We start from the raw sequence: 23,890 nt of genomic DNA, 5'->3' as shown, positions 1-23,890 counted from the left end.
CTGTTCCATCAGTATAGTTTTTATTCAAGTGTTAATTTGTTTCCAGGTATCGTACTTTAAGCAATACTGCCATAAAGGAGAACAACATAATGGATGTTTCCACCAGGGTGAATGTATCCTGCGCGTATTCCGATATGGCTGCCGCAAAGATGGCAGCCGCGGCCCCTATCATCAGCAGCTTGTCCAATTCCGATTTGCACCGGAAGAAATTGACAACGGCGGTCTGTATCGTAAAATAAAAGATGCCCGCCACTACCACCATGCCCAGCCAGCCCGTTTCCAGCACAGCGCGCAGGTAGCCGTTATCTGTCTGGAAGTCTGCCAGCGGGTGACCCGGCGTATAAGTAACGCCATTACCGCCTGTTGTGTTTACGCCGCCGCCGAGCGGGTGCTCATGCATATAGGGTTGAATGCGGTGGCGGTTCCTGTCGCGCACATTCACAGACTCATCCTGTTTACCAATAAAAGCCGTTCTAACGCGGATGATGGTAGGGCTGCCGTAAAAAGGGCCGTACAGGATAGCCAGGCCAATAAACACAAAGACCATGGCGGCCAGTATCGTATTACGCTTATGCATGTTGGCAATAAAGAAGATCATCAGCCCCAGGGGCAGCATCACATAACCGGTACGGGTGCCGGAATAACCCAGCGCCATGGTGTGCAGCACAATGGAGAAGCCAAGGAGGATCTTTTTGCTCAGGTTGATGGTGTGCAGGCGGGCAGTCATCAATATAAGCATGATGATGATATTACAGGCCATGATAATGCCCAGCACAGCGGCGTCCGACATAAAGGAGAACAGCCGCAGCCCGGTAAGGATCACCGTGGTGCCAAACTTTTCCGGGAACTTGGCTATATATGCCTGCTCATAGGGCAACAGGCCGGTCCACTGCTGGATACAACAGTAAAAGGCGGCTGCAGTGCCCAGCGCCAGCCAATACTTAAAGAAGCTATATACATGCTGCATGTTGTTAAACACATTCAGCCCTACGTATAAGAATATATAACTGCGCAGCGATACCCGCAGGAACACATACCAGCCCAGCAGGGAGCCGGCATTGGGGTTCACGATGGAAGACAGCAGTATAAGAAAATATACCAGCATACATACCAGGATAGGATCGCTGAATTTGACCCTGGCAATGGTTTTATCGCCCCGTTTAAAGATACAGCCCAGCAGGGTGAACAGGAGCAGCGCATCCATGGCCACCCCTTTGGGCACCTCCGCGCCGGACATACGCTCCAGCATGGGCAGTATAAAAGTGATGGTGATATAGAGATAATACCCCAGCCGGTAATTTACGATACATACCAATCCCAGTGCAAGACCAATGATCATTACGCTTAGCCCTGCGCCTACCTTCATGTCCGTAGAGGCAAGATAGGTTACCGCCGGTACCAGCAGTATAAACAGTATGGCGATGAGCACCTGTTTCAGATTGATATTTTTCCTGGTCAGTTGCATAGTAGTGTCAGAGGAAGAATGTTTTTACCAGCAGCATGGCAATGGTCATACCCGCAAAGAGTAAGATCAATGCTTTATGCAATGGCTCGCCGATCAATTTTTCTTCTTTCTTTTTACGCATATGATAGCTATTGTCCCTTTTTATTTTCCCTGCGCGGGACGTAATGCTTCCGCGCGTGTCTTAAACGGCCCTACAAACAGGAATTCCAGGTGCAGCAGCAGGCAGATCCTGTACAGGATGATCGAGAACAGGATGCCCAGCGACATGAGCAGTACGGTCATTACCGGCATGCTGATGACGAGGCCCGTACGCAGGAATAACGTGCGCAGCAGGAAGATGATGCCCAGGTGCAACAGGTATATGTAAAGCGAATAATGTCCGAGTGTTTGCAGAAATACCATCCGTTGGTATTTGGCCAGCAGAAAGGAGACCATGATCACCAGCAGGGCGCCAAACATGGCCAGGGCGGAGAACAGGTACAAGTTCTCTTCCGGGTGTTTAAGCGTATAGTACTGGGCGACTATGAACACAGGTAGCAGGGCCAGGGCTTTCCAGCCGGAGGTAAGCTGCCGTTGTATTTTTTCCTGGAAGAACAGGGGCGCCGTGATATGGCCCAGGCAAAAGAAGATGTAGAACATCATTACATCGGAAATGGTGCTGATATCGCCCGCAAAACGGATCAGCCCCAGGAAAGCGAGCCCCAGCAGTATCTGCACGGGCGCCTTTAATTTAAGTACTACGTGTGTGAACAGATATAATGCCGTTACATTGAACAGCGCAAACAGATACCACTGCTGCAGCATGCCGCGCGGGTGTATCAGTATATCTATATAGTTGTTCACGCCTCTTTTGAAATTTGTATAGTCAGAAAAAAGTATCTGCAAAGTGAGCTGTATAAAGCACCATAGCAGGTAAGGATATAATAATGTATTTATTTTAGTGACCAGGAAATCTGCCGGGCCGCGCTTTTGCAGGCTGGAGGCAAAGAACAATCCTGACAGGAAAAAGAATAACGGCATCCGGAATCCGTACAATATCTCGTTAGCGTCCATCATCACCGGATTAGCTGTTACCCCACTATATAATAGACCATATAATACATGCCTGTACACAACAAAGATGATCGCAATTCCTTTGGCATAATCCACCCAGGCGTAACGCCTGGATACAGCCGGCTGGAATGAAAAAATAAATTTCAGTTTTGGGGGTATTTGCATATGGGTTACAGTTTGGTGATACCTAAAGTTCCAGGTAATCATCGTTCACGTTGTTCAATACTGCCCCCAATAATTTCCCATTCATGCTCTCCAGGAATTGTATAGAATCCTTATCATTCGTTTTTACGGCCAGTTTGGAAGAGAAGATGGCTATCACGCCCTCCACATAATTCACCAGTTCCTTACTGTCCGTATAATCATTTAAGGGCGCCCCTTCCAGCAGCACAAAATCATAATAGGATTTGAGCTGTGGCAGGTAATTCAATAAATGGTTACGCGGTAATATTTCAGACGGTGTATAATCGCCACCCTTACAGCCAATTACTTCAATGCCCTCTACAGAATAGGTGGTAACGATCTCCCGTATCTTGTCGATGCTCACTTCATGCGGTTCCATGGAAAAAGTTTCCAGGGTAGGCTTGGCTTCCAGTTGTACGGTAAGGTCGTTGTTACAGAAATTAGTATCTATGATCAGTACCCGCTTATTGCTCAGGCTAAGGCTGTAGGCCAGCGCCTGCACCAGGGTGGTTTTCCCTTGCTGGGACTCCGTGCTGGTGAAGAGGAATATTGATTTATTGCTGGCTTCTACCTCGTAGCGCAGTTTGCGCAGCAGCTCGCGGAAAATGTTCTGCCGCCTGCGGGTGGCGTCATCATCATCCACTTTTTGCTGCAGTACCTGCGGAATGCTGTAGCGGTGCAGATCTGCATGGTTGATGGTGCTGATCAGTTTCAGGTCCACATTCTTTTCGAACAGGGAAGGGGACTTGATGGATTTATCAAAGAACTCCATGAACAGCACGCCCAGGGTACTAAGCAGGAATACGGACATACCAGCCAGGCCCATGATCTTAAGACGTTTGGTAGATTCCGGTTTAAAGGCCGGCTGTCCCTTAAGGGTTTGGCGGAAATCGTCTGGCGGCGCGGTGCGGGTATCCAGGGCGGTATTCAGCTTTTCTTTAAGGCGGTCATATTCTTCCTGGGCCAGGTCCACCTCTTTTTGCAGGGTGCTTACCGTAGCCTCTTTATTAGCATAGGAGCCTACGGAGCCGCGCAAGGAGCGGATCTTAGCTTCGAGGTTGGCAATGTTAAGCTGAGAGGCTTTCCAGTCTGCTTCCAGTCCGGCTTTTTTCTGTAACAGCTCTTCGCGGGTCACCGTTTTACCGGATGTGGCCGCAGTGGGAGCAGATGACATAAGCTTTTGCAGCTGCTGGCGCTGCGCCTTTATCCTATCTGCCAGGACAGGATCTGCACTGCCGCCGCGTACATATTCGTCGTTCGTTTGGTTAATGGACTTGCGCAGCGCAACGATCTCATTATTATTGTTGTCATATACGGTCTGGCCCTGGCTGGCTAGCGCCAGCTGGCTGTTTACGCTTTGCAGGGAAGAGGCCAGGATGTTGTTATTACCTCTTTCGTCCAGCACAGCTTTTTCCAGCTGGTTAATAAGGCCCAGCTCACCGCCGCTGGCGGCTTCCACGTTTAACAAGCCTTCAGATGATTTGTAGTTGCGCAGGGCGTCTATCTTCTGGTCCAGCTCTGTTTTCTTTTGGTTCACCAGTTCTTCGAAGGTGCCAATGTTCTCTACAGATCGTTCTGAGCGCAAGCTGCGATAGTAGCGGAGGAACTGGCGGTAAACGGTGTTTACCACGTAGGCAGACAGTTCCGGGTTCTCTGATCCGAATGAAATATCGATATAGTCAGTGCGTTGTTTGCGCCCTACATTCAGCTGTTTGGTGATAGACTCATAGTCATATTTGTACAGCGCCATATACTCCAGCAGCTTACGTTCTTCCGGCTGATAGGAGGTAAGGGTTTGCAGGGAGTCTAGTTTATGCTGCAGGATGGTTACCGCCTGGGGCCTGTTAAAGGTAGCGTAAATGGGCGTATGACGTTGTTTCTCCGTAAGCACGGTAAAGGGCTTGGGAGAGGTAAGGTCATGCAGCATGAGGTCATAACAAAGCAGGCCGATAACGGCAGGGGAGTAGAAGGCTTCCACCACGTTATTGAACTTCACGTCTGCCGCGTAAAGATCCACGTTCTCATCACGCAGCTTCACCGCGTCATTGGTCGTGAAACCGGTAGACATCTGCGCGCTGGACCTGTAAAGCTTAGCGCGGTCCATGGTAAAAACAAACGAAAGCGCAAGGGCCACTACCGTGCTGATAATGATCCACCATTTCTTTTTCAGGAGCGCTTTCACAAAATATATGACATCCATATCAATTATTATTTTTTATCAATTATGCTGCCTTAAAAAAATCCGGCTACGAACCGGACCCAATACGGCAAATCATTATGGATACTTGTTGTCAAATTGTCAAAAACGAAACATGACGCATGTAGTCATGCCACCAGAAATTCAAAGGAATGGTAAAATCAGAATGCAGGATGCGGTTTTACAGCCGACCTACTACACGGTGGTTTTTATCTAGGATGTGGTAGTAGAAGAAAAGATTTATAACACCAGCGCCATTTTGGGAAAACGTACTATTGTCTCGCTGTTATAGAAATAACACCTCATGGCGTACCCGGTTTCGAGCGCTAAATTAATCCGCAGATCATAAACTACCTAATTTTTTTAGGTGAAGACAGGATTTTTATTAGTGAATGGTGGTTTTTGGAGGGTGTTAGTGAAAAAGAAAATACGTTTCCAGGGAGAGGAACCCGATAACCATACCAGCAACCGCCCTTATACATTTATTATAAGTAAGCTTATCGTAGGGTAGTAGCAGCAGTACGAAAAAGGGCGCCGCCTGTGCTATGTACCTGGAACTGAAGAGATGGGTAACCTTAAAATTGGTGGCCAGCATAAGCATAGCGCAGCAGAACAGGAACAGGAAAAAGGGCTCTGTTCTGCGCTCCCAGGCGCGTATCAGGGAGCATATGCCGAAGTAGCAGGCAAACACCCACAAAGCCGGGGAGATCACATAGGGGTACAACTGCATCAGTGCCGCAGGCAGGATCTTTTCCATGGTTACGCTAAGGGGGCCGTACTCAAAGCGGATAAAACTAAGATTAGCGATCAGCAGTACTATATAACCGGCCAGCAGGTACAGGATCACTTTCTTATTAAACAGGAACCATCCCGGCGCGAGTATTAACGTAATCAATGCGCCATAGGCAAACCCCAGCATGCCATGTTCCATGCTAATGCCGCCGGCGCCTGTAAAGGCTTGTTGCGGTGGCGTTAATCCTTTCCAGATAAAGAACACCGGCAGGCACATGAGCAGGGCCACGCCTCCATACAGGGCCAGTATCATCCAGCGGCCTGGCTGGTGCATATGCTGCACCAGCAGCGCAGCGGCGGCTGGCACCATGATCAGGAAGGGGGAGCGGCCCAGGATGGCCAGTCCTAACGCGAAACCAGCCAGCAGGGATAAGAGCATGCTTACGCCCAGTTTGGTATCCTGTTGCTGCAGGGCATACCAGAGCAATAATATAGACAGGGCGGCAAAGAACATGGGTGGTATTTCCGTAAGGGCCATGCCGGATACGGTCCATACCATCGGCGCTGCCATTATATTAAAGGCCAGCAGCAGCGACATCTTTTTATCTGATTTGTTGATCTTAGTGATGATGATGGTCAATACTAAGATCAGTAACCCCAGGAGCGTGGTATTTACCAGCCGGATGCCCGGCGTTTGCAGGTGCGTAATGTTTCTTAGCGGATAATGGATGAACTGATATAAGGGGCCCGGGGCCTGTTGATTAATATTAATAAGGAACTCCCGTGAAAGACCATACTGTCCAAAGAGGTATACATTGGGTATGAACAGGGGCTCATCATATAGCGGCGGTTGTTTATGCCAAATCGTTACCAGGACCAGGAATATGTAGGCTGCTATTCCTATCAAAAGCAGTAAGGTAGCAGGGACTGGAAATTTTTTCATGGGGAAGACTCGTAAGTAAGGGCTCAAAACTACAGCATCTGAAGTGATAATTGCAAATTTTTTGGCTTATTTTTAACGTTAGATTCGTTTACCATCATTTTCTGGTCATTCACCCGTAAAAATGTGCCGTTTACGAAATATTGAGTTCTTAATCCACAAAGTACTATAATTTTACATCCGTTCGACGCTTTGCAACGATTTTCTGTGATCGGAACAAATGCCGGGAATTTTGAAGTTTTTTATTTATATTTATTGAGAATACCTAACCATATTTTAGAGTTTTAAGTTAATCCTTTCTGCCATCATATCCCCTGAAAAGCTACCAGACGTTTCAGTTCTTCTTTGACCTTATCCCATCAAAAGCCTTCTTATACCTATGGCCAACGTGTGTTTGCTATGGTGTTGATTTTAAAAGTTTACGAAAAAGAAGGTAGTAATGATGAAAAAGAAAGTTTTAGTAATAGATGATAGCAATCCAATAAGGCTCTTATTGGAGGCAATACTCAGCAGGCATTATACAGTAACCGCCGTACCCGATGGTCTTGCCGCGATGGCCTGGTTATCCAAAGGCAATAATGCAGACGCGATCGTAACGGATTTACATATGCCCAATATAGATGGATGGGAATTGCTTGAGCACCTTTCCAACAGTTATTTATATAAAGAGATCCCCGTGCTGGTGCTTTCCGGTGAAGTTGTGAATGCAGATCCCTCAGCGATTACAGCCCGGTACAGCAATGTACAGGTAGTGATGCAAAAACCCTTTGATCCCGTGGTGTTGTTAGAGAAGGTAGCGCATATTTTGAACGGGCAGTTAACTGCATCTATATCGTAATCCCTAATACCAAGGCAATAATTGTAATAATATATGGAGACGACGATTACACCTAGTTTTCCGACTGCTGCCACGATTGTCAGGAGTAATGCTACAGGTAAACAGAACAACCCCATCTACCGGCAGATCGCCGATGAAAAGATAGTGTTGTTGATTGGTCACTCTTATGTGGATGTACCCCAGGAAACCCCGCATTTCAAGTACCTCGTAGCAGATCATGTCGAGGATGCGCAACAGGCCATAGACCAGTTGCTGAATGTGTACCGTAAGATACCAGCAGTGATCATTTACCGTTTTAACAGCGGTTATGAGACCGAGCTGGCCAGTTGGGAGGCTTATTTTGAAGCACACCACGTGCTGAAGGCCATTCCATTTTTCCTGTATACGGATCAGCTGTCTGACCTGCTGAAATCGTTGGTGAAGAAATACACCTTTATCGATGAGATCATCACCCGGGATTGCCTGCTGAACCGTTTGGAGGAGAAAGTGAATTTTGTGAGCAAGTTTAAGCGTATGCATCTTTTTGCCGGCAAACCGCAGGAAAGGGCAGTAGCGCCCACTTATCATAGCACCCGTTTGAACAGAATTGCCAAACGCGTGTTTGATATAATGGTATCCGGCGCTTTACTGCTGCTTTTATTGCCGGTACTGGGTATTGTAGCGCTGCTTATCAAGCTGGATTCCCCAGGCCCCATCTTTTATAGCTCTCCCCGCGCCGGTAAGAACTACCGCATGTTCCGGTTCTATAAGTTCCGTACCATGATCGCGGATGCGGACAAACAGCTGCATAAGGTGAAGCACATGAACCAGTATAATAATAATGGACAGGGCCCGGTATTCATTAAAGTATCAAATGATCCGCGGATCACCCGCCTGGGTAGCTTTTTGCGTAACAGCAGCCTGGATGAGCTGCCCCAGCTGGTAAATGTGCTGAAAGGCGATATGTCGCTGGTAGGCAACCGCCCGCTGCCCCTGTATGAAGCTGCCACCCTTACAACAGATGCCTGGGCAGAGCGTTTTCTGGCGCCGGCAGGTATTACGGGGCTGTGGCAGATCAGCAAGCGTGGAAAAAAGGATATGTCCGTAGAAGAGCGGATCAGCCTGGATATAAATTATGCGCACCGGCACAATTTTGCCTACGACATGTGGTTGATGGTGAATACCCCGTTTGCACTTGTACAAAAAGATAACGTATAATGACCGTTGTTATTGAAGTTATTTTACTTACCTACTTAGCCGGATGCATACTATATAACCTGGTACTGTCCATAGCAGGACGGTTGCAGCGCAAAACAGAGAAGCGCCGCCAGGAAGGTATAACCTATGCAAACATTGCCATCCTCATACCCGCCTACAAAGAGGACAGCATCATTCTTTCAACCGTGCAAAGTTATTCCCGGCTGGATTATCCCGCCGGGTCGTACGAAGTGATAGTTATCGCGGACTCCCTGCAGCCGGACACCCTGGTGCAGCTGCGGAGCGCCGGCGCCACGGTAATACCCGTAGCGTTTGAGAAAAGTACCAAGGCAAGATCACTGAACGCCGCTTTTGCGCAGCTGCCGGATGATTATGACCTGGCGCTGATCTGCGATGCCGATAATATGCTGGCGCCCGATTTCCTGCAGCTGGTGAACGCCGCTTTCCAGGATGGGGAATACGCCATTCAGACACAACGTGTAGCAAAGAACATGGACACGCCTTTCGCAGTACTCGATGCGGCCAATGAGATCATTGCCAACCATCTGTACCGCAAAGGCGCCAATGCCATGGGGCTCTCATCCTCCGTGATAGGTAGCGGTATGGCTTTCCATTACCCGCTCATTAAAGGTATTATGCAGGAGATAGACGCCACCGGCGGTTTTGATAAAGTATTACAGCTGCTGGTAATTGCCCGCGGCCATGCCATTTATTACCTGGAAGACGCACATGTGTTTGATGAAAAGGTGGAACGGGCAGAGGTGTTTGAGCACCAGCGCCGGCGCTGGTTATCCAGCCAGCTGGTATACCTGCGCCAGTACTGGAAAAGAGGCTGGCAGGAGCTGTTCCGCGGCAGCGTGGATTATTTTAACCTGGCAGTAGTGCAGAACCTGTTAATGCCCCGCCTGTTGTTGTTAGTAGCGGTTACGATGGTAACGGTACTGTACCTGTTACTGCAACGCTACCTGCTGTTGCCTGCCGCCTGGTGGGTGGCGCTGTGGATCTGCAACTGTATTAGCCTGATGTTGCCTATACCGGCCAGATTTTACCGCCATTACCTGTTAATCGCGCTGCTGGGTTTACCCCGCGCCGCCTTTATCATGATAGGGCTGCTGTTCCGCCTTAAAGGCGCCAACAACCGGTTCATCCATACGAAACATACTAAAACAGATATCGATAATCCTTTATTAGATGTCGCCAACAAATAACAGTAAATATCAACCCCTGGTATCCATCGTTACCGTAAACTATAATAATACGGCGGTAACCTGCGAGCTGTTGGCTTCTCTAAAGCGCATCAGCTATCCCAGGGTAGAGGTGATCGTGGTGGACAATGCCTCCGTAGAGGACCCCACCCGGGAGATCATTGGCAAATACCCCAGCGTAAAGGTGATGCGCAGTGAGGAGAACCTGGGCTTTGCCGGAGGGAATAACTTAGGGATCAAAGCCGCCGTCGGCAGCTACCTGTTCCTGGTGAACAACGATACGGAGTTTACGCCAGGGCTGATAGAAGGCCTGCTGGAAGTATTCCGGGAATACCCGGACGCCGGCGTGGTAAGCCCCAAGTTCCACTACTTCTTTGACAAAGGCACGATCGAATATGCCGGTTATCATTCGGTAGACGTATTTACCGGCCGTAACAGCATGATAGGCTGCCGCGAAAAAGACCAGGGCCAGTACGATACCATCAGCGCCACCCCCTATGCGCATGGCGGCGCCATGATGATAAGCCGGGAGGCATTGGAGCAGGTAGGCCCCATGCCGGAACTGTATTTCCTGTACTACGAGGAGTTTGACTGGTGCGAGCAGTTCCGCCGGAAAGGGTATAAGATCTATTATCAGCCCAAATCCCTTATCTATCATAAGGAGTCTATGTCTACGGGTAAAAACAGCCCGTTGAAGACCTATTATATCACCAGGAACAGGATCCTGTTTATGCGCCGGAATGTACAGCTGCCGGCGCGGCTGGTGTTCCTGCTGTATTTTATTTTCTTAACCGTGCCTAAAAACACGCTGCAATTCCTGCTCCAGCGGGAGTCTGTACACCTGAAGGCATTCTGGAGGGCCATACTCTCCAATATGCGCAATGAGTCCGGACGTATGCGGTATGAAGCTTAGGCATCCATCAACAAAACACTTTTAAAGTCAAAGATATGTGTGGTATAGCAGGGTTTATTGATTTTTCCAAAAAATCCGATAAAGACATATTGCAGCGCATGACGGATGTGATGCAACACCGCGGCCCCAATGACGCGGGGTACGAGGTGTTTGAGCACCCCGCCGCTACCGTGGGCTTAGGGCAACGGCGCCTGTCTATCCTGGATCTTTCCAGCGGCGGGCACCAACCCATGCACTTTAAGCACTATTCCATCATCTTTAACGGTGAGATCTACAATTTTAAGGATATAAAGAAAGAGCTGGAAAAGATGGGGTACACCTTCCACTCCGGCTCTGATACGGAAGTGCTCATCAAAGGCTACGACGCCTGGAAAGAGCAGGTACTGGACCATTGCATAGGCATGTTTGCCTTTGTGATTTACGACCAGCAGCGGGAAGAAGTGGTGATGGTGCGCGACCGTGCGGGTGTGAAACCTTTTTACTATTTCTGGAACGGCCGCACCCTGCTGTTTGCCTCTGAGCTGAAAGGCCTGTGCGAACACCCGCTGTTTGAAAAGGAAATAGACGTGAACAGCGTATCACTGTTCCTGCAATACAGCTATATCCCCACGCCTTATACCATTTACAAGCAAACGCGTAAGTTAAAGCCCGGGCATTTGCTAACGCTGCGCCTGAACGGCCAGGAGCCGGAAGAACGCTCCTACTGGAATGTGCTGGACTCATACAGGCAGCCCCTCACCGGTCTTTCCCAGCACGAGGTGATACAGCATACGGAAGCCCTGATGAAAAGCGCATACAACTACCGTATGGTGGCAGATGTGCCGGTGGGCGTATTCCTGAGCGGCGGGTATGACAGCGCCAGCGTGGCCGCTATTATACAGGCGGGCTCCGGCAGCCGTATCAAGACCTTTACTATTGGGTATAAGGAGCGGGCGTTTGACGAGTCTGCAGAGGCTAAGAAAATTGCCCGTCACCTGGGTACTGACCATACAGAATGGATCGTAGGCGCTTCCGATGCGCTGGATATTTTACACCAGCTGCCGGAGATCTATGACGAGCCATTTGCCGATAATTCTACCGTGCCCACCACGCTGGTGAGCAAACTGGCCGCCCGCCAGGTAAAAGTGGCCCTCTCCGCAGACGGCGGCGACGAGCTGTTTGCCGGATATAACAAGTTTAACCAGTCATTACGCTATACCCGGTTCTCTAAACGGCTACAGGGGTTGCTGAGCAACACCATGTCCATGCTGAACCCGGAAATGATCCCGTATTTTAATAAACAATACAACTTCGCTTCGCGTTATGAGAAGATGAAGCTGATCTGGAAAGCAGGACAGCCCCAGTACGCACTCAAATACATTAGCCAGTACCTCACGGAAAGCGAGGTGAAACACTATATGCAGGTAGCGCCTGAGAAATACCGTACCAGCTTTGACCTGAACGGGGAGCTGAACGAGGTGAACGATCCGCTGAACAAACTGCTGGCCATTGATTATAAGACCTTCCTGGTAGATAATAACCTGGTAAAGGTAGACCGGGCCACCATGAGCGTGAGCATAGAGGGCCGTGAGCCCATGCTGGACCACCGTTTGGTGGAGTTCCTGTCGCAGGTGCCGGCCTCCCTGAAAGTGAAGGACAAGACCAATAAATACATCCTGAAAACGATCGTACATAAATACATCCCGCAATCACTCATGGATCGCCCCAAACGGCCTTTCATCGCCCCCTTGCAAGAATGGTTCAAGGATGAGCTGCGGGAACAGATGCAATATTACCTGGCGCCGGAACGGCTGAACAAATCCGGTTTATTCAACGTGCCGCATGTACAGGCATTGATGGACCGGTACCTGACCGGCGGCAATGTAAGCCATCAGAAACTGTGGAACATACTGGTGTTCCAGTTATGGTATGACCGTTGGATGGAGAAATTGTAAATGATAGTTGTACAAAAAAATTATAAGCCTATTAAGAACATGTACCCGGAAAAGAAAATACGTGTGCTGCAAACCATCCGCCAGGGAAAGATCGGCGGAGGCGAGAGCCATGTGCTGGACCTGGTGTCTACCTTGGACCGCAGCCGCTTTGAGCCGGTAGTGCTGGCCTTTACCGGCGGGCCTATGATCCAGGCGCTCGAGCAGATGCAGGTACCGGCTTACGTGATAGAGAGTGAAAAAGCATTTGACATCAGCGTATGGAAGCAGGTAAAGCGTTTTATGCAACAGCAGCAGATAGACCTGGTGCATGTGCATGGCACCCGCGCCAATACCAATGTGCTGTGGGCGGCCCGCTCACTGGCACTGCCGCTGATCTATACCATACATGGCTGGTCTTTCCACGAGGGATTACACCCCGTAATGAAGCGTATGCGCATAGCTGCGGAGCGTTTTATTACCCGTAAGGCGCAGGTGAACATCTGCGTATCGGAATCCAATCGCCAGACCGGTTTAGCGGCTTTTGGCCGTTTCCAGGCAGAGGTGGTGAAGAACGGGGTGAACCTGCTAAAGTTTGATCCCGATGCCAGCTACCCGGATGTAAAGATGGCCTGCGGTATACCCGCTCATCACCTGGTGGTAGGGTATATTGCCCGCATGACCTTACAAAAGGACCCGGTGACCATGGTAAAGGCTTTTGCCGCCGCCGTACAACAGCAACCGGATATGACCCTGCTGATGGTAGGCGGGGGAGAGCTGCAGCAAGCCGCCCGGGATGCTGCGCAGGCGCTGGGTATAAATGCTAATGTGGTGTTCCAGGATTTCAGGCAGGATGTGCCGGCGGTATTGAACGCCATGGATGTCTACTGCCTGCCCTCACTATGGGAAGGTTTTCCCATTGGCGTGCTGGAAGCCATGGCGATGGGCAAGGCCGTAATAGCCACTGATGTGGATGGCACCCGTGAGGCCGTAGCCCATGAAAGGAACGGTTTGCTGGTACCAGCTACAGATACGCAGGCTTTAACGGCCGCGATATTAAGACTGGCAGCAGATAAGGCCCTGCGGGACCGGCTCCGCTGCCAGGCGATTGCCACTGTACAAACGACTTATAATGTGACCGGGATGACCCGGAAAATAGAAACAATATATAGTAAGCTGTTAGCCGATGGCGCCAATAAAGCCAACGCTAAAAGCTAACCGCTAAAAGCTTTTTTTCATATGATCACCTACGAATACGAACGTATAGCCGACATTAAACGACTTAATTTCATTGCCGCCTGCCTGGAGAAAAGTATCCCTGCCGGTGGCCGCGTACTGGACGTGGGCTGTGGCAACGGCGTAATAAGCCGTCACCTGGGCCAGTTTGGGTACAACGTACTGGGCGTGGACATCAGCGATAAGACCATTGCGGTGGCCCGCTCCAGGAATCGCCTGCCCAATGTACGGTTTGAAGCGGTGAGCGCAGAGGAGCTCACGGCGCAAGGGCAGCAGTATGACGCTGTGATATGCAGCGAAGTGCTGGAGCACCTGCACCAGCCAGGCGTATTGTTGCGTACCATCGCCGCCACCCTGAAACCGGAAGGCGTATTGATCGTAACCGTACCTAATGGTAACGGGCCCCGGGAAGTGTGTGTGACCAAACCCATGTTAAAAGCACGCAATAACCCCAAACTGTGGGCGTTCATCAATAATATTAAAAAGGGATTGGGCTTTAAAGGCACCACTGTACAGTCACAGGCAGATAACCTGGACCATGTGCAGTTCTTTACCCGTAAAGACCTGCAGCAGCTGGCCACCGCCCACGATTTTGAGATCATACAGTTTGCCAAGACGAATTTTGTGGAGGATGTATTTCCTTTTTCCCTGTTCACCAAACGCATCAAATTCCTGCAGGTAGTAGACTGCCAGGTAGCGGAATGGCTGCCTATTGGTTGCACCGGTGGGTTTAATACAGTGTGGAAGAAGGCAGGTCTATGAAGATAGCATTCATTATACTGGCCCATAAACAGCCTGCCCAGCTGCAGCGCCTCCTGCAAAGGCTTGCGCACCCGGGTATTGACTGTTATGTGCATATAGATGGTAAGTGCGCATTGCAGGACTGGGAAGAAGCGCTTTCCCTGCCGCAGGTGTACACCGTACAGCAGCGGGTAAAAGTAACCTGGGCCGGCTGGAGCATATTACAGGCCACGCTGAACGGCATGCAGGCCGTGGTAGACAGCGGCACGCCCTATGCCTACGTAACACTGTTAAGCGCGCAGGATTACCTGCTGAAACCAGCCGGGGAGATCTATGATCTCCTGTGCAGCCAGGCTGGCAGCGGCCGGCAGTTCATAAATGTGATCTCTGACCAGGCGCTGGCGCCTATGATGAGCAAAATGAACAACTACCATTTTGTAGAATATAATTTCCCAGGTAAGTATAAATTTGGCAGCCTGCTCACTGCCTTATTGCCTAAGCGTAAATTCCCGCTGGGGTATAAGCTGTATTGCGGCTCTGCCTGGTGGACGCTGACAATGGATTGTGTAGCTTACTGCCTGGCCTTTGAAAGGAAACATGCCGCTATGCGGCGGTACTTCCGGCTCTCCTGGGGCTCTGACGAATTTCTGCTACAGACCATCCTGATGAACGATGCCAGCTATCGTTCGCATGTAACGGGGGATAACCTGCATTATATTGACTGGGCGGCAGGGTTGGAACATCCCAAAACTTTTGGCCCGGAAGATATGGCGGCATTGATAGCGTCCGGCAAGCTATTTGCCCGTAAATTTGATATGCAGCAGGGAGCAGCCATTATGAACCGGCTGGATACAGAAGTGCTGCTGGCTGATAAAGAGAAAGAATATAACTAAGGCCAACTAAAGACCTGGCATAACCAAGGTCAACTTTAGATAACCAAAGGGGGGCCACTCAGTAGATGAGGTTTTGGAAAGGCCTCCCTTTACTTTTTGATCGTATATTAACCATCTCAACCCCACATCAAGTCCAGGTTAAGTCCACCTTTTGTCCACGTTTAGTCCACTGCTAACTTGAGGTTGCACCGTATGTGCGCTGTATTTGCGCTGTCGTTTGCCCTATACCTCATCCGCCACCGCGGCTTTACGCATCACTTTCGCCAACAGTCTTTTACATTCCTGTATACCCAGGTCCCAGATATCCCGCAGTTTTACATCCAGGCGTTGTTTCATAAAATAGTATCCAAACACCACGGCAAAGATCACGTTCAGGAAAGAGGCCAGCGCTACGGAACGGATATCTGTATAGATCCATACAAACAGGATATCGCAGGCAACATTTAACACCAGTTTCAGGAAGTTCTTATAGAAATTGATCTGGGGCAGGTTGATCATATCCAGCGTAACGCCTATGAAACGGTCCATGGGCCAGAATATAGCAGAAAGCAGTATAATGCGTACAATATCTGTAGCGCCCAGGTAGGCACGGTCTGCCAGTATAATGATGAGGGGTTGCGTAAACAGCAGCAAACCTATAATAAAGGGAAGGATGAGCAGGGTAACGGTACCGGTATATTTTGCAAAAGCTTTGGCTACGGCAGCATAGTCGTGCCGGTTGGCCGCGCTGGAGAGGGTAGGCTGCGCGGTGGCCACAAAACTGCGCAGGATGATCTCTATCACCTCCATGAACTTTTGCGGTATACTGTAAATAGCAACCGCCGCCGGGTTCAGCAAAGTGCGGATGACCAGGGTATCAGAATAATTGAGCAGGGAAGATGAGACCATACTGCCCACGATATGTTTCCCAAAACGGAACAGTTCCTGCGCCTGCGCTTTGGTGCGGAAGAAAATGGTGCGGATGCGCGTCCATTTACGCAGCAGGCAGTACAGGCTGGCCAGCGACATAGAGCCGCAATAGGCATACAGTACATTGGGCAGGGTAACCATTCCCGCCAGGTATAAGCCCCCCAGCAACAGCAGGAAGGAACCGTTCTGCATGAGCCTTACCAGCACGATCTTCTCAAAACGGTGCTCCGCCTGTAATACCCAGGTGGCAAAGTTCATGGGCAGGGAAAAAAGGGAGAGCAATCCCAGCCACTGAATGAACAGGTGCCAGGTATCATTGAAGCGGTTATAAGCCACAAAGTATACAACAAAGGAAAGCGCTACATAACTAAGGGTGAGCACCAGGGAAATGTACCAGGCCGCGCCGGTAACACGGCGGCCGGTTTCTTCCTCCACACCGGCATAGAACTTAATAAGCCCTGATTGCAACAGGGCGGTACGGACCTGATCCAGTAGATTATAGGTACCAATGAACAGCACCCATTCCCCAAAAGCGGTAAGGGACAGCAGGCGTACCAGCAGGGAAAAAGACAATACGTTGAAGAAAGCCATCACTACATTGCCCAGTAATGAATTAAAATGCCTGTTACGGATGGCAGCCATGAATCCAAAAGCCATGTATATACGTTAATGCTAAATAAGGATGTTGTGGTCTTTTAACAGGATATCGTTAATCTGGTGCGGTATTAAAGGGGCCCGGCATTATCAATGCAGACAATTGTTGACCGGCATTGATCTTTGCGTTATGCTAAACCGATATTGAATAAATAGCTACTATGTGCCTTTCTTCCTGGCTGATCCGGGAAAAAGCCGCTTCAGCAGTGCGATTTACCCTTTTTTGAAAGCCCATTAGCTAAAAAAGAAAAACATGGCTGCAAGATACATTTTTTTAATAACAAAAAAATATGTTGCAACTTTTAAGCCCTCTGAGCGATAGAATTACAATTAAATACAGATAATAAAAAAACATACTTTATTTTATTTTATTATACACATTCAATTTTTTTATTATTTGATAAATAAAAAATACTTTCTTTGCTACGGTAATATTGCGGAGACATTAGAAGAGTACATAATATATATCCCGCCGGAACAGCAATATTACTATCGATGTCATTTCACTTAATTTCTCAAACGCATGTACCAGGGCCTCATGCGATGAAACATTAACTAAATCTCATTGATAACTTGAAGCCATATGTTTAATATGAAAAACCTCTATGTAGTGAACCAACGTTACACACAACGTCGTGTGCCGAAGTGTACACATTTGCTATTGCTGTTGTCCTTTCTATCCCTCTGCCTGCAGACCATGGGACAATACAAAAATGTCCCGAAAAGTTTACCCGACACCTTTAACAATCTAACGGGTTACTACCAGGCGCTTCCGGTTGATTATGATGCGAACCCGAACAAAGCTTATCCCTTGCTGATCTTTGTGCATGGGGTAGGAGAGCTGGCGGGCGCCAACACCAAAAACCTGCAGTCACTTGTATTAAGGAACGGCGTACCCAAACTGATAGAGCAGGGAAAATTCCCTGCCTCTTTTAAGGTTAAAGGACAAGATTACTCTTTTATTGTTATCACACCACAATTTAAAACATGGCCCGGCGCCGGTGATATTCACCGGCTGGTGGCCTATCTGCAGAAACAGCTACGTATAGACGCCAGCCGCCTGTACGTTACTGGTATTAGTATGGGTGGGGGCGTAGTCTGGGGAGCTATCTCCGAAGTGCAATCCAAAGCCAAACAATACGCCGCTTCGGTGATTGTTTGTGGCGCTTATGACCCGGTACCTTTCCCACAGCTGCAGAAAACAATTGCGGATGACAATACGCCCGTATGGGCGCTGCATAACAGCAATGACCCTACTGTACCGGTCTCTTATTCCCAGACATGGGTGAAGAATATTAATGCAGAAACGCCGGCCCCTAATCCTGCTGCCAAGCTCACGATCTTTAACGCTGCCATACACGATGCCTGGACAAAATCCTACGATCCCGCCTTCCAGGAGAACGGGATGAACGTGTATGAGTGGATGCTCCAATATACCAAGGGCGCTGTTTCTGCGCCACCTCCGCCGCCACCCGGCAATGGCAACGGCAATAATGGCAATGGCGGTAGCGGCAATAAACGCATTACCGTGCCTACTACCAGCGGCAGGCAGGTCTACTACCCGGATGCGATGAAGAGCCTGAAAGTAAACCCGGGAGACACGTTATGTCTGGCCGCGGGAGACTATGATTATATCAATTTTGGCAACCTGCTGGGCACGGCCGATAAACCGATCATTATTATGAACTGCGGCGGCCTGGTACGCGTAGGGGTGAACAGCACCACTACTGCGGCTTCCTTTGTGCTGAGCAACTGTAAATATTTTAAGATAGAAGGTATTGGCGATCCCAATATAGAATACGGTTTTGACGTGAACGGCACCAATAAGGATGGCCTTAAACTGTTTGGCTTTTTCCTGGGTAACGGTACCAGTGATTTTGACCTGCACCATGCCTATGTACATGACGCCGGCATGTTCGTACAAGCTAAAACGTTACAGCAGTGCGGCCACCCGGAGTGGCTGGATGGCGCTTTTGTAATGCGCAATGTGAAGATCCACCACCTGCTGTGCCGCAACTCTGCCTGGGAAGGCTTTTACATTGGTAACACCCATTACCTGTGGGATGATGGCACTTGTAAGGATATGAAATCGCACCATATTGAGAACCTGGAAGTATATGATAACGACCTGGAGAATGTGGGCAGCGACGGTATCCAGATCTCCATGGCAGACATGGGCACGAACCTGGTGCACCATAACCGCCTGGTGAACTACGCCATGGCCAAGAACAGCGCGCACGGCTACGGTATCCTGTGCGGCGGCGGCAGTACCCTTCGTATCTATGATAACCGCGTAGATAAAGGGTATAACTGCGGTATCGAGATCTTTGGCACCGGCATTAACTATGTATATAATAACGTGGTCTCCAACATTGCTTTTGAGGGGATCAACGTAACGGATAAACTGTTGTTTGAGCCGGCTACAGGTTATATCTATAATAACACGGTGTATAATACCGGGGTGAACGGTTTAAAGATCTATGCGGATCTTACCACTGTTGGCCATAAGGTCTATAACAACGTAGTGATAGCGCCGGGCACCAACGGTGATTTTCCGCAGAGAGGATATTATATCCGCGGCGCACAGCCCATCAAATTTGATACGGCCAATAACCTGAACTTTACGACGGTGGACAAGGCCCTGCTGGAATCACCCACCAGCGGTATACTCCGGCCTACCTCCAAATCGCCTGTGATCAATGCCGGCCGGGACATGAAAGACCTGGGCCTGACCGCTGATATGGACGGCAATGCGCGTCCGCAGGGCGGCAAGTTCGACGCCGGCGCATATGAATATAATGGCGTAGGCAATATTGTACCTACCGCAGATGCCGGCAAGGATATTATTGTTACGCTGCCTGCCAGCACCGCTAAACTGGATGGCAGCGCCTCCAGGGACCCGGATGGTAAGATCACCACCTATGCCTGGAAGAAATTAAGCGGTCCCGTACAGGGTACCCTGGGCAGCACCAATACCGCCCAAACCACGCTAAGCGGCCTGGTACAGGGCAACTATGTATTTGAACTTACTGTTACAGACGATAGCGGTGTTAAGACCACGGACAATGTACTGGTAACCGTACAGCCGGCCAACAGGAAGCCGGATGCAGAAGCAGGTAATGATATTACGCTTACCCTGCCTTCCAATACCACCCAGCTGTATGGCAGCAACTCCCTGGACCCTGACGGCGTGATCACAGATTACCTGTGGAAACAGGTGAGCGGCCCCAATAAAGCTACTATCGCAGAAGCGGATGCCAGCAACACGGACGTGACCGGGCTGGTAACCGGCATATATGTATTTGAGCTGACCGTAACAGATAATGCCGGCGCTACCAGCACTGACCAGCAGATCATCACGGTGATCACCCTGGGCGGCAACCAGCCTCCGGTAGCCAATGCAGGCAGCGATGTGAGCATCACCCTGCCCACCAGCACGGTATCACTGAACGGCAGCAGCTCCAAAGACCCGGATGGCAGCATTAAAAGCTATGTTTGGAAACAAACCAGCGGTTCGGCCGGGCCTATCATCACCACTGCCACTGACAGCAAAACAAACGTGACCGGCTTAACCGCAGGTACCTACGTTTTCCAGCTGACGGTGACCGATGATAAAGGCACTACCGCCTCTGACCAGGTGACCGTGACGGTGAACGGCACAAAAAATGACGCACCTAGCGCCAATGCGGGCAACGACGTAACTGTTTCCCTGCCCACCAGCACAGTAACATTAGATGGCGGCGCGTCTAACGATAAAGATGGCAAGATTGACCAATATACCTGGAAGAAGATAAGCGGCCCCGCAGGTGGCAACATCAGCACCCCGAACGCTGGTAAAACCACTGTCACCAACCTGGTAGCCGGCGCCTATGTGTTTGAGCTGACGGTAACAGACGATGACGACGCCACTGCCTCTGACCGGGTAACCGTAACGGTGACTGGCGCTAACCAACCGCCGGTAGCCAAAGCGGGCAATGATATCACCATTAGCTTGCCGCAGAGCAGCGTACAGCTGGACGGCAGCGCCTCCAGCGACGCGGATGGCAATATCACTGATTATAGCTGGGTAAAGATCAGCGGTCCCGCCGGTGGTACGGTAACCAGTCCTGCCGCGGCAAAGACCAATGTAACCGGTCTTACCCAGGGCACTTATGTATTTGAACTGAAAGTAACCGATAACGATAATTCCAGCATCACTGACCGGGTAACCGTAGTGGTGTCCGCCGCCAACCAGGCGCCGGTAGCAGACGCCGGTGATAATCTTACCATTACCCTGCCGCTGGCTACCGCCCATCTGGACGGCAGCGCTTCTACTGACAAAGACGGTTCCATTAGCGGTTATAACTGGGTAAAGATCAGCGGTCCCGCAGGTGGTACCATCATAGACCCCACCGGCAGAGCGACCAATGTGACCGGCCTGGCCGCAGGTACCTATGTGTTTGAGCTGACGGTGACGGATAATGATAAGGCTACCGCCAGCGCCCGTGTAACGGTAACAGTAAACCCTGCCAACAAAGCGCCGCTGGCTAATGCCGGCAGCAATGTAAATATTTCCCTTCCTCAGAACAGTGCACAATTAAACGGCACTGGCTCCAGCGATCCGGACGGCATTATCAGCACCTATGCATGGGCGCAGATAAGCGGGCCATCCACCGCCGGTTTCAGTGCGCCGGGTAACAGCCGGACCACCGTCACCAACTTGATAGCCGGTACCTATGTATTTGAGCTGACCGTAACCGACGATGATAAGGCCAGCGCCAAAGACCGCGTTACTGTTACCGTAATACCGGCAACGGCATCCAACCAGCCGCCGGTAGCCAATGCCGGCAGTGATATCACCATCACCCTGCCGCTGGCTACTGCCCACCTGGTAGGCGCCGCCTCATCAGATGCAGATGGCACAGTGGCCAAATACCACTGGACCCGTGTTACCGGCCCTGCCGCCACCATTATCTCACCAGATGGTAAAGAGACCAATGTAACCGGCCTGGCCGCAGGTAGCTATGTATTTGAGCTGACCGTAACGGACAACGACAACGCCACCGCTACTGACCTGGTACGCGTAACCGTTAACCCGGCAGCTAATAAGTTACCGGTAGCAGCTGCCGGCACAGACATTACCATTACCCTGCCGGTGAGCAGCATACAGCTGAACGGCGCCGGCTCTAACGACCCGGATGGCAGCATTAGCGCATATGCCTGGAAAAAAGTAAGCGGACCTGCCGCCGGTACGATCGGCAATGCCAAAGCCGGCATTACCGCCGTAACCGGGTTGGCCGCAGGCGTATATACCTTCCAGCTGACGGTAACTGATAACGAAGGCGCCACCGCCACTGACCAGCTGCGGGTAACCGTAAAAGCAGCAGCGCCCACGAATACACCGCCACTGGCCAACGCCGGCAGTGATGTTAGCATTACCCTGCCGCAGAATAACCTGCTCCTGGACGGCGACGCCTCCAGCGATGCAGATGGCAGTATTAAGGCCTACGCCTGGTCCCAGATCAGCGGCCCCAATACCGCTACCCTTGGCAGCCGTAACGCCGCCATTACCAACATCAGCGGTTTGGTACAGGGCTTTTACATATTTGAGCTGAAAGTAACCGACGACGATAATGCTACTGCTACAGACCGCGTACTGGTGACCGTGAACCACGCGCCTAACCAGCGGCCGGTAGCAGATGCAGGCGATGATATCAGCATTACGCTGCCATTGACCACCGCCCACCTGGTAGGCGCCGCCTCCAGCGATGCAGACGGCAGTATTACCGCCTACCACTGGACCAAAGTAAGCGGCCCCGCTGCCACTATCATAGATCCCACTGGCAAAGAGACCAATGTGACCGGCCTGGTAGCCACAGGAACCTATGTGTTTGAGCTGACCGTAACGGATAATTATGGCGGCACTTCCTCCGACGAGGTGACCGTGACCGTAAGGCCTGCAGTTGCAACCAATAAAGCGCCTGTAGCCATTACCAGCGGTGACCAGAACATACGCCTGCCAATAGATTACCTGTACGTAAATGGCCGCTCCTCTACGGATGCTGATGGCAGCATTAAAGCTTATGCCTGGAGACAGGTATCCGGTCCTACCGCAGCCACCATTGCCCATGCAGACTGGGTAGAAACGGAGATCAGCGGCATGAAGCTAGGTACTTATGTATTTGAACTGAAAGTAACAGATGATGATAACGCCACTTCCGTAGACCGTGTAACCACTACGGTACTGGCAGCAGGTAACCAGGAGCCGGTAGCCATTACACAGGGCGACCAGGTGGTGCAGCTGCCTACGGATAACCTGGTGGTGAACGCACGCGAATCACATGATAACGACGGTTCCATCGCCGGCTTTACCTGGAAACAGATCAGCGGCCCGTCATCCACCGTTATCTCGAATACAGACCAGGTAGAGACCCGCATCAGCGGCCTGCGGCAGGGACAGTATGTATTTGAGCTGACGGTAACTGATAATAACGGCGCCACTAACAGCATCCGCTTTACCATCAATGTGCTCACAGACAAGAGCCACGAGATCATGGACTCTGTAGCCATGTACCCCAACCCCGCCACTACCTGGATGCGGATTGCAGTACGGTACCTGGGTAAAGGGGAGCGGCTGTACTTTACGGTGTATGATCTGAATGGTAAACCGCAAACGGCGTTCAGTCAGCCGTTAACCTTGCAGAACCTGCAGAAGGATCTGGATGTGAGCGGGTTGTCTGCCGGGTATTATATCATGGAGATCAAGGATGAGACAGGAGCGTTTAGATGGACCGGCAAGTTTGTGAAGGCGGCGAATTAGGAGTAGAAATAACCATCAATAAAAA

At 50.4% G+C, this 23,890-nt stretch carries 14 protein-coding genes; 9 read left to right on the top strand and 5 right to left on the bottom strand.

Annotated elements, in window-relative coordinates:
• Nucleotides 1-31 precede the first annotated feature (31 nt).
• From F0L74_RS07875 to F0L74_RS07860, 4 genes are all read right to left on the bottom strand, one after another.
• Entirely contained in the window at nucleotides 32-1,465 is a 1,434-nt protein-coding gene (locus F0L74_RS07875) for an O-antigen ligase family protein (RefSeq protein ID WP_149837324.1), read from the bottom strand.
• A gap of 141 nt (nucleotides 1,466-1,606) precedes the next feature.
• The gene (locus tag F0L74_RS07870; RefSeq protein WP_188315909.1) at nucleotides 1,607-2,683 is read right to left on the bottom strand and encodes an acyltransferase family protein; all 1,077 of its coding nucleotides are present in this window, start codon (nucleotides 2,681-2,683) and stop codon (nucleotides 1,607-1,609) included.
• A gap of 22 nt (nucleotides 2,684-2,705) precedes the next feature.
• Nucleotides 2,706-4,901, bottom strand: a complete 2,196-nt coding sequence (locus F0L74_RS07865) for an exopolysaccharide transport family protein (protein ID WP_149837322.1) — start codon at nucleotides 4,899-4,901, stop codon at nucleotides 2,706-2,708.
• A 409-nt stretch (nucleotides 4,902-5,310) separates the two neighbouring features.
• Entirely contained in the window at nucleotides 5,311-6,573 is a 1,263-nt protein-coding gene (locus F0L74_RS07860) for a phospholipid carrier-dependent glycosyltransferase (protein ID WP_149837321.1), read from the bottom strand.
• Nucleotides 6,574-7,009: 436 nt separating this feature from the next.
• Between F0L74_RS07860 and F0L74_RS07855 the strand changes: the two genes are divergently transcribed.
• From F0L74_RS07855 to F0L74_RS07820, 8 genes are read left to right on the top strand one after another with little or no spacing between them, the layout of a single operon-like run.
• Entirely contained in the window at nucleotides 7,010-7,408 is a 399-nt protein-coding gene (locus F0L74_RS07855) for a response regulator (RefSeq protein ID WP_149837320.1), read from the top strand.
• A 33-nt stretch (nucleotides 7,409-7,441) separates the two neighbouring features.
• Complete coding sequence (locus F0L74_RS33625; protein ID WP_213086922.1) at nucleotides 7,442-8,605, top strand: sugar transferase; 1,164 nt, start codon at nucleotides 7,442-7,444, stop codon at nucleotides 8,603-8,605.
• Nucleotides 8,605-9,813, top strand: coding sequence for a glycosyltransferase family 2 protein (locus F0L74_RS07845; RefSeq protein WP_149837319.1), 1,209 nt, complete (start codon nucleotides 8,605-8,607; stop codon nucleotides 9,811-9,813). Before F0L74_RS33625 ends, F0L74_RS07845 begins: the two co-directional genes overlap by 1 nt.
• Nucleotides 9,797-10,723 (top strand): glycosyltransferase family 2 protein, encoded by a 927-nt coding sequence (locus F0L74_RS07840; RefSeq protein ID WP_149837318.1) that lies wholly within the window; start codon nucleotides 9,797-9,799, stop codon nucleotides 10,721-10,723. The genes F0L74_RS07845 and F0L74_RS07840 overlap by 17 nt, the downstream gene beginning before the upstream one ends.
• A gap of 35 nt (nucleotides 10,724-10,758) precedes the next feature.
• On the top strand, nucleotides 10,759-12,657 hold the full coding sequence (gene asnB / locus F0L74_RS07835; protein WP_149837317.1) for an asparagine synthase (glutamine-hydrolyzing): 1,899 nt from the start codon (nucleotides 10,759-10,761) through the stop codon (nucleotides 12,655-12,657).
• The gene (locus F0L74_RS07830) at nucleotides 12,658-13,851 is read left to right on the top strand and encodes a glycosyltransferase (protein WP_246197655.1); all 1,194 of its coding nucleotides are present in this window, start codon (nucleotides 12,658-12,660) and stop codon (nucleotides 13,849-13,851) included.
• Between the two features lie 21 nt (nucleotides 13,852-13,872).
• Nucleotides 13,873-14,631 carry a class I SAM-dependent methyltransferase gene (locus F0L74_RS07825; protein WP_149837316.1) on the top strand — a complete coding sequence of 253 codons (759 nt, stop codon included), beginning with the start codon at nucleotides 13,873-13,875 and terminating at the stop codon, nucleotides 14,629-14,631.
• Nucleotides 14,628-15,503: a beta-1,6-N-acetylglucosaminyltransferase gene (locus F0L74_RS07820; RefSeq protein WP_149837315.1), complete on the top strand. Its 876-nt coding sequence runs from the start codon at nucleotides 14,628-14,630 to the stop codon at nucleotides 15,501-15,503. Before F0L74_RS07825 ends, F0L74_RS07820 begins: the two co-directional genes overlap by 4 nt.
• 222 nt (nucleotides 15,504-15,725) lie before the next feature.
• Here the strand turns inward: F0L74_RS07820 and F0L74_RS07815 are convergent, their stop codons facing one another.
• On the bottom strand, nucleotides 15,726-17,069 hold the full coding sequence (locus tag F0L74_RS07815) for a lipopolysaccharide biosynthesis protein (protein WP_149837314.1): 1,344 nt from the start codon (nucleotides 17,067-17,069) through the stop codon (nucleotides 15,726-15,728).
• Nucleotides 17,070-17,649: 580 nt separating this feature from the next.
• Here F0L74_RS07815 and F0L74_RS07810 point away from each other — a divergent pair.
• Nucleotides 17,650-23,865, top strand: coding sequence for a PKD domain-containing protein (locus tag F0L74_RS07810; RefSeq protein ID WP_149837313.1), 6,216 nt, complete (start codon nucleotides 17,650-17,652; stop codon nucleotides 23,863-23,865).
• Nucleotides 23,866-23,890 lie beyond the last annotated feature (25 nt).

Source organism: Chitinophaga agrisoli, assembly GCF_008386695.1.
Classification (GTDB): domain Bacteria; phylum Bacteroidota; class Bacteroidia; order Chitinophagales; family Chitinophagaceae; genus Chitinophaga; species Chitinophaga agrisoli.
This window is presented reverse-complemented; position numbering and strand designations above follow the sequence as displayed.

Excerpts from the sequence above, each read along its gene's own strand:
- F0L74_RS33625 (WP_213086922.1), top strand. The coding sequence starts at position 7,442 with ATGGAGACGACGATTACACCTAGTTTTCCGACTGCTGCCACGATTGTC.
- F0L74_RS07860 (WP_149837321.1), bottom strand. The coding sequence starts at position 6,573 with ATGAAAAAATTTCCAGTCCCTGCTACCTTACTGCTTTTGATAGGAATA.
- F0L74_RS07815 (WP_149837314.1), bottom strand. The coding sequence starts at position 17,069 with ATGGCTTTTGGATTCATGGCTGCCATCCGTAACAGGCATTTTAATTCA.
- F0L74_RS07810 (WP_149837313.1), top strand. The coding sequence starts at position 17,650 with ATGTTTAATATGAAAAACCTCTATGTAGTGAACCAACGTTACACACAA.
- F0L74_RS07865 (WP_149837322.1), bottom strand. The coding sequence starts at position 4,901 with ATGGATGTCATATATTTTGTGAAAGCGCTCCTGAAAAAGAAATGGTGG.
- F0L74_RS07825 (WP_149837316.1), top strand. The coding sequence starts at position 13,873 with ATGATCACCTACGAATACGAACGTATAGCCGACATTAAACGACTTAAT.
- F0L74_RS07830 (WP_246197655.1), top strand. The coding sequence starts at position 12,658 with ATGATAGTTGTACAAAAAAATTATAAGCCTATTAAGAACATGTACCCG.
- F0L74_RS07870 (WP_188315909.1), bottom strand. The coding sequence starts at position 2,683 with ATGCAAATACCCCCAAAACTGAAATTTATTTTTTCATTCCAGCCGGCT.
- F0L74_RS07855 (WP_149837320.1), top strand. The coding sequence starts at position 7,010 with ATGATGAAAAAGAAAGTTTTAGTAATAGATGATAGCAATCCAATAAGG.
- F0L74_RS07845 (WP_149837319.1), top strand. The coding sequence starts at position 8,605 with ATGACCGTTGTTATTGAAGTTATTTTACTTACCTACTTAGCCGGATGC.
- asnB (WP_149837317.1), top strand. The coding sequence starts at position 10,759 with ATGTGTGGTATAGCAGGGTTTATTGATTTTTCCAAAAAATCCGATAAA.
- F0L74_RS07840 (WP_149837318.1), top strand. The coding sequence starts at position 9,797 with ATGTCGCCAACAAATAACAGTAAATATCAACCCCTGGTATCCATCGTT.
- F0L74_RS07820 (WP_149837315.1), top strand. The coding sequence starts at position 14,628 with ATGAAGATAGCATTCATTATACTGGCCCATAAACAGCCTGCCCAGCTG.
- F0L74_RS07875 (WP_149837324.1), bottom strand. The coding sequence starts at position 1,465 with ATGCAACTGACCAGGAAAAATATCAATCTGAAACAGGTGCTCATCGCC.